Origin of the sequence: Leptospira noguchii serovar Panama str. CZ214, assembly GCF_000306255.2 — a bacterium.
In the GTDB taxonomy this organism is placed as follows: domain Bacteria; phylum Spirochaetota; class Leptospiria; order Leptospirales; family Leptospiraceae; genus Leptospira; species Leptospira noguchii.
The window spans coordinates 341,600-357,938 of sequence record NZ_AKWY02000020.1; the positions used below are offsets into that span (position 1 = coordinate 341,600).

The window sequence follows — 16,339 nt, forward strand, 5'->3', positions numbered from 1 at the left end:
CTTTAACATTTTAAAAGAATTCCTCTGACTAAATTCCATACTTCCAAAGGAACGAGTCCTAACCAGGAAATGTTTGTATATTCTTGTCCGTTTAAAAAAACTTTTTCGCTTTTGTTATAAACGTAGCTTAGAATACGTTCACTTATTAAAGAATTTCTATGGATGATTAATTTTTCGTAGATCTCTTCCGGTAAGATCTGATTTGGAAGAAACATCAAAGATTCGAATGAAAAATTTAGAACTTTTTCGGAATCGAGAACTTTTAATTCAAAATATTTGTTATAGTATTCCCCAGGATTCTGAAATCCGTATTTTTCGAAACATATTGGATTTTTTAGCCTTCCTAGAATATAAAACTTTTCTAAAGTTTTAAAAAGGATTGCTCCGCCTATCCTTCCTATGTAGACTAATGTGTTCTTTTCAGACTCTACTTGGTTATAACTTTTTTTAGAATTTTCTTTTTGTATTTTAGAAAGTAACCCTAAGGTTTCGACTGCTTTGATTGCAGAGGAATCTTGAGACTGGTTCATAGAAAAATCTATAGTCGTGAAAGTTGAAGTTAGGTCTTTAACTGGGGTTAAATTTTTGGATGATTCTTCTTGATCATTCACTATAGAAGTGGACTTTTTGATAAAAGCTCCTCGGATTTTAGTGACGTTCAAATTCAAGTAAGTATTTTCTAAATTTGTGCTATTTTTTAAATCTCCGGTAGAACGAAGAGAAAAACCTTTTTTCTGTCCCTCTAACAGACCTGCGTCTTCCAAAGAATATTTGTTTGTATAACCCCTAGGAGTTATCATAAAATCTTCGTAAATAAAAGTGTTGTTAGAACCTACGATTACAGTAGTGTTCATTCCAATTTCATAATTTAAGAAATTATCAAGGTCGGAAATAAATACGTTTTGTTGTTTTCTATAAGCGCTTTTTATAAGAGCAACCGGGGTATTTCCAGAACGATGTCGCTTAATAATTTTAGAAGCTTCTACAATTTGCCTTTGTCTTCGCCCAGAAGCTGGATTATAAAGAGTAATTACAAAATCTCCTTTTGCCGCACATTCCAAACGATTTTTAATTATGGACCAAGGAGTTAAAAGATCGGAAAGAGAAATTCTAGCAGTATCATGAACAAGAGGAGCTCCTACAAGAGAGGCACAAGAACTATCGGCTGTTATACCAGGAATAATCTTGACTTCGGGAGATTCTTCCTTTTTCCATCCTATCTTTCTCAATACTTCAAAAACTAATCCGGCCATTCCGTAAACACCAGCGTCTCCAGAAGAAATCAAAGTGACAATTTTTCTTTCTTTGGCGATGTTAACTGCTTCTTGTGCCCTACTTATTTCTTCTGTCATTCCAGTTTGGGTCACTTGTTTTCCAACTAATAGGTGTTTAACGAGATTTATATAAGTAACATAACCGATTACAAGATCGGCTTCTTGGAGCGCATAGAAAGCAGCAGGTGTGATATGCTCGTCATTACCCGGTCCGATTCCTACAATGTTCAACCTACCTTTTTTCATTTGTCTGCCTTTAAAACACTCTCATACAAATCCGGTCGTTTTGGATGTGGAATACGGGATATTGCAACCGTGAGATTTTTACCGTTAGGCGTATCTTTGTATTTTTGTTTTGTAAGAAGAAGAGAATCTGCACCAGAAGCAAGAAGGCTCGCAGCTTCGCTTACAGATTTTGTTCCTGTAAAATTTTTTACGGTTTCAGAAGGGGACCTCACTTGAGAAACACGATCCAATTCTTCTGGAGAAAAAAAGATCAATTCCCATCCGTATTTTTGGGAAAGTTTTAAAAAGGCGGGTTCTTCCTTTTTTAAATCGATCGTTGCAATTGCACGAACGCTTTGAATTGCAAACCCGTTTTCGTCTAATATTTTATAGATTCCATTTTCTGCTGTCTCGAAAGGAATATTTCGATCACATCCTAGGCCTAGAATCAGTGTTTTAGTGTAATATAATATAGAATTTTCATAATGTTTATTATGTGTTTTGGGAATGTTGTTTCTATCGGTAGCAATCAAAAGAATCTCATAATCTTCCGGTCGAACAAGATTTAAAGAAATTGAATATTCTACACCTTTAGGGAGGGGTTTGTCCAGAGGCCACCAATTCGGTTCCCCAGCCTCTTGAACAAATAATACTTTGGTCTCGTTGACCACGGCCGCACAACCTTTAGTTACGTTTCGATCCGGATTTTCCAGAATCCAACCAAATTCCCTGCCTAGAATGTCTACGGTTAAAGTTCCGGAAACGTCGGAAGCGGTAGTAATTACAGGAGTATTATTTAATATTTTTGAAAGTTTTTCTGTAAAAAAATTTCCTCGTCCCACGTGACCAGACAAAACACAAATTGAAAACTTGGCCCTATCGTCAACACATAGAACAGCCGGATCTATTTTCTTATTTTCTAATAAAGGAGCGATCATGCGGACTACGGCGCCGACGCTGATGATAAAAATGTGGCAGTTATATTCCCGAAATGTTTCGCGTAACGTTTTATCCATTGGAAGAGAAAGTGGTTTGGAATTTGATGGAGCGTCTTGGATAAACTTAGCGGAGACAAAAAGGTCTGCATCTTGCCAAACGGCTTGAATTCTTTTGGCAATTTCTAATCCGTGTTTTGTAATTACAAAAACAGAATATTCTTTTCTATTCCGTTTCACAGTTTTGACCTCTAAGAATACCTTTCCGTTTTCGAATTGATAAAATAACCGTCGAAAAATAGTCACAACTTTCGTTTTGAATCGTTTCTAAATTTGTAATGATTTTTTGTCTATCTGTAGTTGCATAGGAAACGTAACTTGCATTTTTAAGAATATTCAATTTTTTCAATTTATTAACAAGTTCAGGGATGATCTGCCCCACCTTTGTAAGTACGATTGTATCGAAATGTTTCACAAGTTCAGGTAATTCCTCAATTCCATAAGTTCCGGGAATTACACAGAAACGTTCTCTTCCGTCTGCTAGAGGAATTTGAAGAATAGCTGGAATTGCAGTAATAGATGAAACCGCAGGAATGATTTCTACTTCGATGCCGGGCCAACGGTCGTTTGATTCTTCTAGAAGATAACTCCAAGAACTGTAAACGGAAGGATCACCTTGCGTGATAAAGGCGACGTTAAGTTTTTTTTCTAAACGTTTACCAATTTCTGTAAATGCTTTATCCCAAGCAGGAATAAGAACTTCCGGGTCTTTGGTCATCGGGAAATGAAGAAATAATTTTTCTTGAGAAGAGTTTTCTTGGATAATAGGAGAACAAACTCTCCAAGCAAAGGGTTCCAGATGTTCGCTAGTTTTAGGAATTGCTAATACGTTCACCGAATTTAAAATTTGAACAGCTCTTAGAGTAATTAAATCGGTGGCGCCTGGACCTACTCCTACTCCATATAATTTTCCGTATTTATTAAAACTCACGTTTTCTCCGGTTTTGTAATTTTAAAAATGTGAATCGGATTGAGAGCCTCATACCGAAGATAATCCTTTAAGACTTGTCCTCTAGAAACGTTTAAAAGTGTTACTTCGGGTACAAGTTTTAATTTTTTAAAACTCTGATAAATTTGAGAAACATTGTCAATGGTCACTGCGTTTGCTACCAAACTTCCTAGAGAAGAGAGTCTATTTAAGGAAATTCTAATAATCTCATAAATGTCTCCATTGGAACCACCTACAAAGACACAGTCTGGATCTGGAAGTTTTTCCAGAACTTCCGGAGCCTTTCCCGAAACCACATATACGTTATCCGTCTTTTGAAAAACAATGTTCTGTTTACAGATTTCAATTCCTTCAGGATCAACTTCGATCGCATAGGACTTACCGTTTTTAGCAATTTGTGCGGCTTCGATGGCTATAGAACCCGAGCCAGCTCCAATATCCCAGATTATACTATCTTTTCGGATATTTAAGAATGCGATGGAAAGAATTCGAATCTCCTTTTTAGTGATCAGCCCTTTTTTGGGAACTCGTTTAGAATAACTTTCTTCTGAAACGTTAGGCACAACTGCGGGGGGCCTCCAGCTAGTCGAGTTTCTAATGAGAATCAAAACGTTTAGAGGATCAATTCCGTCCACTTCACTTAACGATTTTAAGTCGAATTTACGGATCCTTTCCTTTTCTCCTCCTAAACTTTCGCATACAAACGCAGTCCAGTCAGATTCCTTAAAGGACAATAGATAAGAAGCAATTTCTTTCGGATGATTGATTTTGTCCGTAAACAAAGCAATCTTATTAAGAAATTGTAATTTAGTAATTAGTCCTTTTACAGATCTTCCGTGTAAGGATAAAACCTCTGCATCGTCCCAAGGAATTCCAATTTTTGCAAATGCGTGTTGGACAGAACTAGGTGCTGGAATAAAATCTATGTATTCAGGTCCTACCTTTCTACAAATCAAATTTCCAATTCCGAAAAACAAAGGATCGCCGGAGGCAAGAACACATATTGTATGTTCCAAAGAAAGTTCCGCGATTTTATTAATAGTCTGAATTAAATCATCTTTGAGTACTATTTTTTCCCCGGAGAATTGGGGAAAAAAATCTAGATGTCTTTTTCCGCCGGCAAGTATTTGGGCTTTGGCAATCGCATTGACCGCGATACTCGATAATCCTGGACAACCCTCGTCACCCATTCCTATTACAGTAACCGCTTTCATTTTTCTCCTTTTTTGGAAGACAACAAAAGAAGAGCATGAAGAATTGCAACCGCGATTGTGCTTCCTCCCTTTCTACCCAAAGTAAGAATATACGGAATTGAATAAATATTAGAATATTCTAATTTTAAAATGACCTCTTTGGATTCTTTTGCAGAGACAAAACCTACCGGAACTCCTACAATAAGAGCTGGTTTAATTTTTTTTTGGCAAATCAGTCTCTCGATTTCGAACAAAGCCGTTGGTGCATTGCCGATTACTACTATAGATTCATTCAAAAGATTGAATGTATTTGCTTTTTGAATCGATTCGATAGCCCTCGTGGAATTTTTTCTCTTAGCATTTTCAATTACGTCTTCGTCCGAGATAAAACAATATGTTTTACAGCCGTAAACTTTAAGTCTTTCCGGATTCAGACCAGCTAAAATCATCTGAACGTCACATACGATCGGACATCCCTTTTTTAACGCTTGGATTCCGGAATTGATCGCTTGAGGATGAATTTTGGTAATATTTTTATAATCAAAATCTGCGGTTGCGTGTATAATTCTTCGAACTACTTCCCACTCTTCTTGCGAAAAAGAATGAACTCCAGCTTCTTCGTCAATGATCGAAAAAGATTTGTCCTCGATCTTTCTTCCTAGATTCGTCATTTGTCTCATATCGTTCATAGATTTAAGCCAACGTTTTGAGAAAAATTTTCACACTTTCCTAAAATATTTCCATCAAAGTCCACCATATAACAAGAAATCATTATATTCGTTCCCGCATGTACGGAACATTTTTCAGCTACAATTTCACAAATTTTAGTTGCAATTATTTCGTATCCACTTGCTTTACAAACTTCTAATACGTGTCTTGCTGTATTTGCATTTTGAATTTCGACCGCGATTTCTTTCGGAACTCCTACGGATCTGGCGATCATGGACAACATTTTAGTATTCACCGAAGAACCGCCTCTGTGAGTCATCATCACGCCGTCCGCCATTTTAGATAACTTACCGATCATTCCTACAATGATCGTGTGACGAATTGATTCTTTAACCGACGTTTTTATACCGGTTCCGATAAAATCTCCTACTTGGATAAAGGAAAGTTCATTCAAATTTGGTAATAGATCCATCGCAAACTTTTCGGATTTACCGCCCGTGGTAAGAACGATCGTATTAATGCCATATTCTTTGGCCATCTGAATCGCTTGTATAACACTCGCTTTAAATGCAGCCGTAGAATAAGGTTTTACGATTCCCGTAGTTCCTAAAATAGAAATCCCACCAATCAAACCAAGGCGCTCGTTCATAGTTTTTTTAGCCATTTCTTGACCACCCGGAACACTTATCTCCACCTCAGCACCGTTAAACGAGCTGCCTTGTAACTCTTCTAAAATCATCTCGCTGATGTTTTTTCTGGGAACAGGATTGATCGCAGATTGACCAATCTCAAGACCGAGCCCCGCTTTCGTGACAACGGCAACACCGTCCCCACCTTTTAACTTGATTTTGTCTTCTTTTGTTAAGCGAACTCGTGCTGTGAGTTCAGCGCCGTGTGTACAGTCTGGGTCATCACCAGCATCTTTGACAACGCTGCAGATTGCAATTTCTCCTTCAAGTTGGCAACGTTTGACCGTAAAAAAAACTTTTCTTTTATTGGGAAGAGTCGTTTCAATTTCCAAGACAGGTTTTCCCTTTAATAAAAGTCTGGTCGCAGCCTTTGCCGCTGCCGCAGAACAAGCACCTGTGGTAAAACCCTCTTTTAGTTCTTTTCCAGCCATAGTCTAACGACTTATGATCTCCGATTTTTTTGTAGAGTTAAAAAACGTTTCCATACCTATAAATTTTTCGTCCAATCCACTTTTTAAAAGAAAATCTTGGGCAACTCGGATTAATTTTCCATCCCCTGCTAAGAAAGCGCTTTGAGGAAAATCTAAAGTGGTTAACTCTTCTTTAAGAGAACGAATACATTCTTCGGATCTATTTGGATGATTGATTTTAGAAACAGAAATTACATTCAAAAAATGGAATCCCTTTGGAAGTCGTTTTAAAATTTCTTGGACGGAAATAGACTTTTCCTTAAGAAAAAGATACCATAACACATAGGTATCTTTAAGTTTATCTTTCCATCGCAAAGAATGGAGAATAGAATGGATTGCCGTAATTCCAATATCGGTAGCAATTAAAAGAATTTTTCCTTTTTTAGGCCAATCCGGATTTTCGACAAACTTCCCCCAGGGACCAGAAAATTCTAACTCGCTACCAATTGCAAGATTTGGAATATGATTGGATATAAGTCCACCAGTAACCGGTTGTATGCAAATTTGAAATTCTTCTTGCTGTGTGTCCGAAGAAAAAATGGAGTATGCCCGTTTAATTTCTTTTCCATCTTTTGTTTTAAGACCGGAGTTTAAAATTACATACTGGCCTCCTAAGAAGTTAAGAGGTCCATTTTTAGAAACGAGAGTAATAATCGCAGAACCATTTTTTTTACAAACGTTCTTAATTTCAGCTCTTTTAGAAAATTTCATCATATTGATTATGCTGGAAAAATTTCGTGGACGAAATCGTGTATTTCTTCCAAATCTCGAAAGAAGTTTTGAAAAATAAAAACAGAATTTTTTAATTCGAATTCTATCTTTTTTGTTAAGATTAAAAGAGAACGATAATATGCTATTTTAGGATCGTCTTTTTTCATTTTGGAAATTCTTTCCTCCAAATTAGTTAAAGATATTTCGTAAAATTTGATAAGCGATTCAAAATCTTTTGCTTCCGCCAAAGAACGAATTGGACCAGCAGATTCTAACGCAACTCCAACTTCAGACTGTTCGTGTCGAATTGTGATTTCGTCTTTAATTCCGATTAAATTCATCATACCCAACCGCAACGCGGCAATTTCATAACATGCCAATGTTATACTCCTCAAATCACTACATGATATTATCTACGAGCCTTGTAACCAATCGATCGTTAAACAAGTGTTTGGTGACTAATTCTTCCGCGTCATTTTCACTTACTCTTTGATACCAAATACCGTCTGGATAAACTACTACGGTCGGACCTTCGCCACATCTACCCAGACAAGAACTTTTAGAAACTCTAAAATCAGATTGCCTTTTGTGTTTTCTAATACAAGAACGGATTTTATGGATTAAAGAAATACTACCTTGATTTACACAGTCCACGCTATCGCAGACAAAAACATGTTTTTTAAAATTTCGATGAGAAAACTCGTGAGGAGCCGCCTGAGTATGAGTTTCTAAATGTCTTATACTCCAAAGCAGAGAGTTCAAACCACCAACTTTATTTTTGAGCCCAGGAATAGAAACTCGATACTCACAGTTATCACAAGGTAGGGTTGTTCTACCAGAAAGCGCCTGTGAAATCCTTTCGTCAAGTATCGGATACAAAATCGGATCTGGACCAAAATGAGAAGCTGTTTCTATTTTGATCCAAGGATATTTTTTTGAATATTCTCTGGAAATATTATAAATATTTTGTATTAGTTTTCCATAAAATAGAAAGTAAGGAATAATCAGAATATGTTCCGGTCTTAATTTTATACACATTTCTAAACTTTCTCGTAAAAGAGGTTTTGTAATTCCGATAAAACTGGGTTTTACAAAAAGAAAAGAAGAAGACTCCTCGAAAAAACGAACCACTTTGTAAAAATCTCCATTGGAGTCAGCGTCAGAAGCCCCCCGCCCCACCACGATCACGCCCGTTTTTGATTGAGTTCTAAATGGCTTGTTTTGTTTAGATCGTATATGTAATAAATTTATGATGTTTGAATGTACTCCAAGAGGCATTGCAGAGATAAATCTATGATTGATAAATTCTCGTTTTAGATCGGATAAAATTAAAGAGATATCGTTTTTGACGTGATTGGACGCAAATAAAAATAAAGGAAATATCAATATTTTATTATGTGTTTTTGAAAATTCCCTAAGTATAGTTTTAACATCAGATTTTGAAAGTTCCACATACGCGGTCCTAATTTCATATTCCGGGTGAAGATTATGATATCCTTCTACGAATTTTTTAAATTCCCCATCGTAAGAGGATTCTCTACTTCCATGTCCTACGATAAGGATTCCAGGAACATTCATATCTTAAGCCTCTGTTCACTTCTTTCAAAAACGGCAAAAAGAGAATTTGATTCTATTTTTGTGGAGCTTTCTTTTTTAAAGAAGGAATAAAATAAAATTTCAATGAGATCGCTTATTTGTGTATAAAGAGTATACATAAAATTTTCTTTCTTCAAAGGAACAAGAGTGACTAACGTTTTAAACGCAGAAATAAAACCAAAACGTTCTTTTGTTGTAAAATTTTATTTAAGTTACGGTTGCCTTATTTCCGAGGTCAAAACGTAATTCAGAATTTTCCATAGGCCGTATTCTGACTTGAAATCTTTCTACTCGACACGCCTTCCCAGGTTATCCCAGTGGCTTAGTATGCCTTTCGTCCTTCTTACAGCGGCGGATACCGTGACGGATTTTAACCGTCTTCCTATCTATATGAAATATAGATAAATCCTATGAAAAAACTGTGTTTCCAGCAAGATCTAAAACGATTTTTTTGGGAAGTATATTTTTTAATCCAACATTAAAAAAACCATATTTTTAAATTAGGATCATTTTATGAGAAAATATTTTTTGCAATAAGTTTAAATACTTAAGTAATAATATAATAAATTATATTAAGATTTGTTACTGATTTATAATGTCTAACCTTTTGAAGACCAAGCGTTTATTATGAATTTATTAAATATTATGTTAATACATTTTAAGATTTTGAATACATAAGCAAGATAAATTCAATATAAGTAAATTAGAAAAAGTAATAGTTAAACACAACAATTTATGATTTATGAATAAAAACCAGATTCAAAAACTTGATCTTATATTATTTTATAGTTTAATTTTACTCAGAATTACATAATAAAGCACTTATTTAATAGTTCATACTTTGATCATGTGAATTCAAAAAAAGTAAATCTGAGCGAATAAAAAAATCAATACAACGGAGGATCGTCGCAGCAGCTCACGAATTTTTTAGTTTAAAAGACTCGCGACCACTTTTTACTTCACTTACCTTGGAATTTAAACTCAATGTTACGAGCGCAATATAATAATCTCTTTCGTACTGGATTCATCGAACTTACGTAAAACGGCACTTTAGGATAGACATTTGAGACTCAATTTTATAGATATGATTTAATACTTCTATAAATAAATTTGAATCAAACAAAATTGAAAAATATATAATAAATTTATAATGCTTATTTTTATCATTTTAAGACTTCGTTTTTATTTTCAATGAAATTTTTCAGAATCTTGAATCGAAAAGTAAACTGTAAAATCAATGTGTTTGAAATAAAATCACATCTTAAAGGTGATCAAAATTAAAACTATTTTGTAAAAAATTTATTTTGAGTACTCGGGTTTCGTAAAGAAAAACTTAAAAATTTTTAGATGAAGGTTTTATTTTTTGAAAGGCTTATTATAATTGCGGAAACATTAAGATTAAAAACGTATAGAATCATTTTTGAGCTTTGATCTCAAGATTTTGAATTGAAATGAAAAGACTGCGAATAATACGTTAGGTCTATTTAAATCTACAAAAGAAAATTCTTTTTAATTCTTACCACTGTAAAATATTGCGGATCTATGTCGTATCCGAATCGTCAAAAACTTTTTTACTTCTTTTGTAACGATCGTGACTCAAGTGAATCATTTAGTTCCCAGAAACAAAACGATTCACTTTATAGTATGCAATGATTTTGATTCATTCAAGAACGATAATCTATCTTGATCATGAAGAAATCGCTTCGATTACAGATTATCGTCATTTATACAATTTTAACCGTTGTAAATCTTACTTTTGTAGCGGTCATGATTTTTGAAAATCAAACAGATCTTCTCATTTCCAATTTTACTTTAGAATCGGATCGTGTTGCTCGGGAAATTCTTAAAAAAATAGAATCTTTTGGAAATATTAATTTTCAAGATTCCTCTCAAACCGACGAATTTCAAACTAAACTACTGAGTATAGGACTTACAAACTTTTCAGTCATTACAGCTGAAGATAATTCTTTGGAAAAAACCCGTACTCTACTTTCAAACGGAGTTACGACGACTATATCCGATCTGAAAACAAAACTTACAAACATGAGCAATGCAAAAGCGGCTCTAAACACATCTTACGATATTGAACTTGATACGGATCATTTTATAGTCAATCTCATCTTTTATCTCAACCCGAAAACGTTTCTAATTTCTCAAATTAAAATGAAGGAAATGGTAGATCGACTTAGATCTCTTTATATACAACTTGGATTGTTATTGATCTGGGGATTTGCCTTTCATATTCTTTTTGGAATTTTTCTATATCGAAAGATCTTTGTTCGACTTTTTCTTTTAAAAGAAGTCAGCGAAACAATGGCTACTGGAAATCTAAATGCAAGAATTTCTTGGAACGTTTCGGCTCATGACGAGTTAGATGTATTAGGAAATACATTCAACGGAATGGCAGAACAAATTTCTTCCCAATTTGATACTCTTAAACTCAAAAACGCTCAGATCCAAACGGAACTAGAAATTGGTAAAAACGTTCAAGAATGTTTTCTTCCCGAAAAAAGAAAACAATTCAATCTAATTAATGTAGAAATTATTTATGAGCCAATGCGTGAAGTAAGTGGAGATATTTATGATATCATCGAGATCAGCGATACAAGAACCGCATTTTTTTTAGCGGATGCTACCGGACACGGAGTTTCTGCGGCCCTTATCACTTCTATCATTCATTACAATGTAGAAAATATCATGAAAGAGACCGTAAACCCGGCTCACATTTTCAATCGACTCAGCGACAATCTTTTTGAAACTTTACAAGGAACTTTTTTTGCCACTGGAATTTTTATTCTTTTTGAAAAAGAAGGGGGATACGCCTACTTCTGTAGTGCTGGACACAATCCAATCTACTACTATCGAAAAGAACAAAATAAAATTGTGGTATTGGAGTCGACTGGATTTGTTTTAGGAATCGGTATTCCAGACGAATATAGTGTCTTAAAAATTAAAACTTCCCCCGGCGATAAAATTCTCGTTTATACGGACGGAGTTTTGGATGCAACCAGTGAAACAACCGAACAATTCGGAGATGATCGTCTTTTAAACGCTTTTCAAAAATATGTTACTCTACCAACGACAGAACTTACAGAAAAACTTCGGGAAGAAATTCATTCTTTTGCAAATGTTTTTCCAGACGACGTCACTTTCGGAATTTTAGAGATTACTTAAAAATGAAAAAAAGTTTTTTCATCGCAATTATAGGATTCCTATTGATCATTTTTTTTGGATTGATCGTACTGGATACAAAACTCTATGAATTAAAAGTTACTCTAGAAAAAAGAAAACTATTCAATTTTTCTTTTTCGAGCGAAATTCTAAGATCTAAGTTCGAAAGTATTTTGTCCAATAGAGACAACATTCGAGCGGAGATGAATCTGAATAACTTACAAAGTTCCTTAATTGAAAGCAATCAATTAGAAACATTCAGCGTAGGAGTTCTACAGAGTTTTGGTTCTGTTTTGATCAATACAGTTCGTTTTGTTACTGGTAAACCTCCGATCGATTTTGAGATCAGTTCAACTAAAATCCGTCTTTTAGAACACGCCTTTGCTTTAGAAAGAAATCAAGCATACAAAGAAGCTTATCAAGCTTATGGAGAATCGACGGAAACATTTGCTAAGGGAACGGACGAAAGTGGATTTATTCTTTTGCATCAAGGTTTTTGTCTCGCGGTCCAAGGCGAATTCGATCACGCTCTTAAAGATTTAGAATCCGTTTTAGAAAATAATCCTGGAACTGTATTTGCAAACGACGCGGAAATTTTAATCGCGATCATACAAAGATCCAAACAAAGCGCCAAAGAAATTGAAGAAAATTTTGATAGCCCAGAATCTAGAGCAAGGGCTTATTTCGCAAAAGGAAACTACGCTAAAGTTTTGGAAGAATTTGCAAAATCCGATATGACTTCTGCGGAAATGAAATACATTCAATCATATTCTTTGGAAAAAACCGGTAATCAAAATGCTGCCATTACCGAATATGCAAAACTTGCATTTTCCAATACCGATAAAGAGATTGCGATTAAAGCAAATCGCAGATTGATGATGTTGGGTCATTATTACAATGCAGGAAGTGAAATCGTAAAGATTTCAGATAAAAACGCTGAAAGGCTTGGAGATGCAAGCGAGGCAGCGGAAATCAAAGCATCTTCCGAAAAATTAAAACATTCTAGCGTTGAAGAAAATTTATTCAATCCTAATAAAACCGGGCGCGGTGACGAAGAAAAGAAAAGTCTCTTAAGTTCAGAATTGCAGGCAGTGGTTGCTAAATCAGAAGCTTTCTTAAAAAAAGTAGAAGAAGAAACTAAAGTTGAAAGTAAAAATTACATTGCAATTCAAGTCACTGATTCTGTTCCAGTTTACGGAGATAAGATTATTATAAACGGAGACGAAACTAAACTTTTCTCAGCCCATTTTCCAATTACAATCGCAACTTATACGATCGATTCTATTGGTCTTATGAAGAATTCCATTAAAAATTCTCATAAACTTTTATTTGTTCAAAACAAGGAAAAGATTCCGTTCTTAAAAGCGGTTTTTGAAGACGACCAATCTATTACCTTAATCGAAAGAAATTCTAAAAAGAAAATCAGTCTAAATTCTCCGATTCAAATTGAGTTGTCTAAATGAGAAGAACTCTAATCTACATTTTACTTTTTACTTTTCTAACAAGTCATCTATATGCTCATAGGGTAATTTTAAAATCAGGAGAACAACTTTCAGGAGATTTAAAAGAAACCGAAGGAACATCGGATTATATCATCATCACAACCGAAGGTGAAGATATAAAGATTTTAAAAAAAGATATAGCCGAAATATTTTTCGAAGAGGAAGGAAATCTTCTTTGTATTCATTTTAAAGAACAACCAGAACCTAAATGCAGTCTAAAAATCATTAAACTCAATACAAATACAGTTTATTATGTAGACGAGAATAAGTATCTCAGAGCCTCTTTCAAAGATTTAGAATCGATTAGCATAGAAGCTCCTTCTACCAAAATTTTAGAACAACTTTCCAAAACAGGTTTTCAAATACGGATTACATCCAAAAATCAAAAGGAAGTTTTATCTCTTATTCAAAGTGTAAATGAAGGTGGAATTTCGGTTCAAAACGAATCAGATCCAACCCCGGTTTTAATTCCAAAAGAAGAAATTGCTTCAGTATTTTATAAAGCCATTCAAGAAAAAAAAGAAGAACCTCCTCCTCCAAAAGAAAAAGAAATTCAACCCATTACAATTTTAGATTATTTAATTCCTGGTTACTATATTAAAAATCAAGGATATACAAAAAGCGGGTTTGCTTTGATGGGGGCTGCTGCATTTTTTGCCATAGGAAGTCTTTACGAATTTATAGAAGCAAAAAATTCAGAAGGGAAAACTCCTTTGTTTATTCCTCAGGGGGACGGCTCTATTCTCTGGATAGAACAACCAAATGGAGAATTTAATAAACACAAAAGCTTAAATCAGCTTTTTCTAATATCTTTAGTTTGTACTTATTTATTTAACACCGCACTAGTCACTTTTCCGGCTACATTTTCTTTCTTCTTTCAAGAAATGCCGGCAAATCCCAATTTACATTCGGTAGAAAAGGATCAAAAAATCGAAATGAAAATTAACATTAACTTTTAGGAAAACAAAAATGGAAGCAACAAACAATTCAAAAGATGAGTTATCCGTAGAGATTATATCTAATTCTCACGTAAATCATTTACTAAAACCTCATATGACGATCGTAAAAACGAGCGGGGAAGTAAATATTTTTTCTTCAAAGAAACTCAAAGATTTATTCAATTCGAAAATTGACGAGGGTGCGAGAGTACTTCTATTAGATTTATCCGCTACAACACATATAGACTCCTCAGGACTTGCAGTTCTTATCAGTACACAAGCCAAACTGATGAAACAATTGAAAGGTGCTTTAATTGTATATGCAATCCCTAGCCCGATTAATAAAATTTTCGAACTAACTCGACTAGATAAACTGATTACGATGTCAATCGATTTAGACGAAGCTTTAGATAAGGCAATGACATTTTGATCATCGTTTTTTCTGAACTCGAAGTCGATTTTCATTTCGGGTTCAGAAGGAAGGAATATCTGAATTTTAACCATTCAAGACAATATCAAAAATTTTTCATTCTTAAACTCTTGATCTTTTTATCTGATCTAACAGATTGTTCTTCTTAAATTTTTTATAGTCTATTTTATTCTATAGGGAACCTCTAAAAACCCAATCAAAAAGAAGCACCCGGCAAAGATGTGAATGTTAAGATTGTTATATAATGAAGAAGATGTTTATTCTTAGCTAACTCCTTAGCGTCAAGAAAAGTTTGTATCGGAGTTTTCCCAAAACAAAACTTGCCTTGATGTGTTCGCTCATAGTTATAAGAATCATCCACTGATCCAAATCCTTTTGCAAATCTTCGATCGAGTTGTATACCTTCTTCCTGAAAGCAACTGCATAGAATTCATCTTGAACGGTTCTATGAAATCTTTCACAAATACCGTTGGATTGAGGATGTCTTGCTTTTGTTTTAGAATGGTCTATATCTTCCACAGCAAGGAATAGTTGGAATTCATGGTGTTCCCTATTTCCACAATACTTTAGTTCCTCTATCCGTTAGAATCCTCAACAAGCGAACGCCTTCTTCTTTGAACCAGGGGACCACTTTGTCGTTTAACATATCGGCGGCTTAACGCATTCTTTCTGTCGTAAAGTTTTGCCATCGCCACTTTAAATAACGTGAATTCGGTCTAAGGAGAGATTAAAAGTTGTAAATTGTCTTTAGATCTCAAATTCAAAGACGGTTTTTTTGGAAAGAATGAAAATGCAACTAAACCACTTAAAAGATTAACAGCCCAATTGCAAAAACTCCGATGTATAGTATGTTGAATTTGGCAGATATTTTTAAGTTCATCGTTAACCGATTCAATGATAGCTCTTTTTCTTAGAAGAATTTTATCAACCAAGGGCATTAATTTATTTTTCATATTCTTTTTAAGTTTTGTAATGAGTTGAATTCCCTTTTCATAAAGACTTTCAAATAGAGATTGACTGATGTATCCTCTATCTCCGAAAAGTTTATCGTAAATCTTTTTAACAAGTGGGAAAATCACTTTCGAGTTTCTGTCGTCGACGTTTCCAGGAGTGACCATAAATGATAATATTTCACCTTGATCATTTACGATTAAATGTAATTTAAAGCCGTAAAACCAGCCTGTGCTTGATTTCCCTCGTTGTGCAATGTTTTTAAATACTTTATGAGAATGGATTCTTCTGTTGTCGCATACTTTGAGAATTGTAGAATCAATGAACGATATTCCGGAACATTTTCCCATACAAGTGTTGGATAGAAAGGAAGCTATAACAGCTAACACGTTAGGCATCAGTTCAACGAAACGATTGTAACTTACCGCTTTTGGGAATTCGGATTTCAGATTCTTTTTTATTTCTATCAAATAAAAATTTTTAAATTCTCTGTAATGAGAAAGATGAAAATAAACTACGATTGTTGCTACCTCACTCAGGCTGAGCTGAAATTTACGATTTCTTTTTCCTGCCACG

14 protein-coding genes, 1 pseudogene and 1 riboswitch are annotated in these 16,339 nt (G+C 34.5%); of the genes and pseudogenes, 4 read left to right on the forward strand and 11 right to left on the reverse strand.

All coding sequences use genetic code 11. The features are described from left to right. Positions 1–2 precede the first annotated feature (2 nt). From cobJ to LEP1GSC059_RS10440, 9 genes are read right to left on the reverse strand one after another with little or no spacing between them, the layout of a single operon-like run. The gene (cobJ, locus tag LEP1GSC059_RS10400) at positions 3–1,520 is read right to left on the reverse strand and encodes a precorrin-3B C(17)-methyltransferase (protein ID WP_017213323.1); all 1,518 of its coding nucleotides are present in this window, start codon (positions 1,518–1,520) and stop codon (positions 3–5) included. Then, positions 1,517–2,674 carry a cobalt-precorrin 5A hydrolase gene (locus LEP1GSC059_RS10405; protein WP_017213322.1) on the reverse strand — a complete coding sequence of 386 codons (1,158 nt, stop codon included), beginning with the start codon at positions 2,672–2,674 and terminating at the stop codon, positions 1,517–1,519. The genes cobJ and LEP1GSC059_RS10405 overlap by 4 nt, the downstream gene beginning before the upstream one ends. Further along, the gene (gene cobI, locus LEP1GSC059_RS10410) at positions 2,661–3,425 is read right to left on the reverse strand and encodes a precorrin-2 C(20)-methyltransferase (RefSeq protein WP_002180087.1); all 765 of its coding nucleotides are present in this window, start codon (positions 3,423–3,425) and stop codon (positions 2,661–2,663) included. The genes LEP1GSC059_RS10405 and cobI overlap by 14 nt, the downstream gene beginning before the upstream one ends. Next, positions 3,422–4,657, reverse strand: coding sequence for a bifunctional cobalt-precorrin-7 (C(5))-methyltransferase/cobalt-precorrin-6B (C(15))-methyltransferase (locus LEP1GSC059_RS10415; RefSeq protein WP_017213321.1), 1,236 nt, complete (start codon positions 4,655–4,657; stop codon positions 3,422–3,424). The genes cobI and LEP1GSC059_RS10415 overlap by 4 nt, the downstream gene beginning before the upstream one ends. After that, positions 4,654–5,325, reverse strand: coding sequence for a cobalt-precorrin-8 methylmutase (gene cbiC, locus LEP1GSC059_RS10420; protein WP_017213320.1), 672 nt, complete (start codon positions 5,323–5,325; stop codon positions 4,654–4,656). The genes LEP1GSC059_RS10415 and cbiC overlap by 4 nt, the downstream gene beginning before the upstream one ends. Then, positions 5,322–6,425: a cobalt-precorrin-5B (C(1))-methyltransferase gene (locus LEP1GSC059_RS10425; RefSeq protein WP_017213319.1), complete on the reverse strand. Its 1,104-nt coding sequence runs from the start codon at positions 6,423–6,425 to the stop codon at positions 5,322–5,324. The genes cbiC and LEP1GSC059_RS10425 overlap by 4 nt, the downstream gene beginning before the upstream one ends. 3 nt (positions 6,426–6,428) lie before the next feature. After that, positions 6,429–7,178 (reverse strand): FAD-dependent oxidoreductase, encoded by a 750-nt coding sequence (locus tag LEP1GSC059_RS10430; protein WP_020980708.1) that lies wholly within the window; start codon positions 7,176–7,178, stop codon positions 6,429–6,431. Positions 7,179–7,183: 5 nt separating this feature from the next. Further along, on the reverse strand, positions 7,184–7,555 hold the full coding sequence (locus LEP1GSC059_RS10435) for a DUF3209 family protein (RefSeq protein ID WP_020980643.1): 372 nt from the start codon (positions 7,553–7,555) through the stop codon (positions 7,184–7,186). A gap of 19 nt (positions 7,556–7,574) precedes the next feature. Further along, on the reverse strand, positions 7,575–8,753 hold the full coding sequence (locus LEP1GSC059_RS10440) for a CbiX/SirB N-terminal domain-containing protein (protein WP_017213316.1): 1,179 nt from the start codon (positions 8,751–8,753) through the stop codon (positions 7,575–7,577). A gap of 264 nt (positions 8,754–9,017) precedes the next feature. After that, positions 9,018–9,197, reverse strand: a riboswitch (cobalamin riboswitch). A 1,263-nt stretch (positions 9,198–10,460) separates the two neighbouring features. Here LEP1GSC059_RS10440 and LEP1GSC059_RS10445 point away from each other — a divergent pair. Genes LEP1GSC059_RS10445 through LEP1GSC059_RS10460 form a run of 4 tightly spaced genes read left to right on the forward strand, consistent with a single transcriptional unit; the run spans position 10,461 to position 14,812 of the window. Next, on the forward strand, positions 10,461–11,945 hold the full coding sequence (locus LEP1GSC059_RS10445) for a SpoIIE family protein phosphatase (protein WP_017213315.1): 1,485 nt from the start codon (positions 10,461–10,463) through the stop codon (positions 11,943–11,945). Between the two features lie 2 nt (positions 11,946–11,947). Continuing rightward, positions 11,948–13,405 carry a hypothetical protein gene (locus tag LEP1GSC059_RS10450; protein WP_017213314.1) on the forward strand — a complete coding sequence of 486 codons (1,458 nt, stop codon included), beginning with the start codon at positions 11,948–11,950 and terminating at the stop codon, positions 13,403–13,405. Next, complete coding sequence (locus LEP1GSC059_RS10455; RefSeq protein WP_020980646.1) at positions 13,402–14,403, forward strand: LB_137 family protein; 1,002 nt, start codon at positions 13,402–13,404, stop codon at positions 14,401–14,403. The genes LEP1GSC059_RS10450 and LEP1GSC059_RS10455 overlap by 4 nt, the downstream gene beginning before the upstream one ends. Positions 14,404–14,413: 10 nt before the next feature. Then, entirely contained in the window at positions 14,414–14,812 is a 399-nt protein-coding gene (locus tag LEP1GSC059_RS10460; RefSeq protein WP_000388447.1) for an STAS domain-containing protein, read from the forward strand. Positions 14,813–15,008: 196 nt separating this feature from the next. Here LEP1GSC059_RS10460 and LEP1GSC059_RS21820 read toward each other — a convergent pair. Continuing rightward, a pseudogene (locus LEP1GSC059_RS21820) lies at positions 15,009–15,519 on the reverse strand (integrase core domain-containing protein); the annotation flags it as partial. 9 nt (positions 15,520–15,528) lie between these two features. Then, positions 15,529–16,339 (reverse strand): IS982 family transposase (locus tag LEP1GSC059_RS10470; protein ID WP_036057429.1); only part of this gene is annotated, 811 nt, incomplete at its 5' end.

Bases quoted from the DNA above. Each gene is read 5' to 3' on its own strand.
- cobJ (WP_017213323.1), bottom strand. From the start codon at position 1,520: ATGAAAAAAGGTAGGTTGAACATTGTAGGAATCGGACCGGGTAATGAC.
- LEP1GSC059_RS10415 (WP_017213321.1), bottom strand. From the start codon at position 4,657: ATGAAAGCGGTTACTGTAATAGGAATGGGTGACGAGGGTTGTCCAGGA.
- cbiC (WP_017213320.1), bottom strand. From the start codon at position 5,325: ATGAACGATATGAGACAAATGACGAATCTAGGAAGAAAGATCGAGGAC.
- LEP1GSC059_RS10425 (WP_017213319.1), bottom strand. From the start codon at position 6,425: ATGGCTGGAAAAGAACTAAAAGAGGGTTTTACCACAGGTGCTTGTTCT.
- LEP1GSC059_RS10430 (WP_020980708.1), bottom strand. From the start codon at position 7,178: ATGATGAAATTTTCTAAAAGAGCTGAAATTAAGAACGTTTGTAAAAAA.
- LEP1GSC059_RS10440 (WP_017213316.1), bottom strand. From the start codon at position 8,753: ATGAATGTTCCTGGAATCCTTATCGTAGGACATGGAAGTAGAGAATCC.
- LEP1GSC059_RS10445 (WP_017213315.1), top strand. From the start codon at position 10,461: ATGAAGAAATCGCTTCGATTACAGATTATCGTCATTTATACAATTTTA.
- LEP1GSC059_RS10450 (WP_017213314.1), top strand. From the start codon at position 11,948: ATGAAAAAAAGTTTTTTCATCGCAATTATAGGATTCCTATTGATCATT.
- LEP1GSC059_RS10455 (WP_020980646.1), top strand. From the start codon at position 13,402: ATGAGAAGAACTCTAATCTACATTTTACTTTTTACTTTTCTAACAAGT.
- LEP1GSC059_RS10460 (WP_000388447.1), top strand. From the start codon at position 14,414: ATGGAAGCAACAAACAATTCAAAAGATGAGTTATCCGTAGAGATTATA.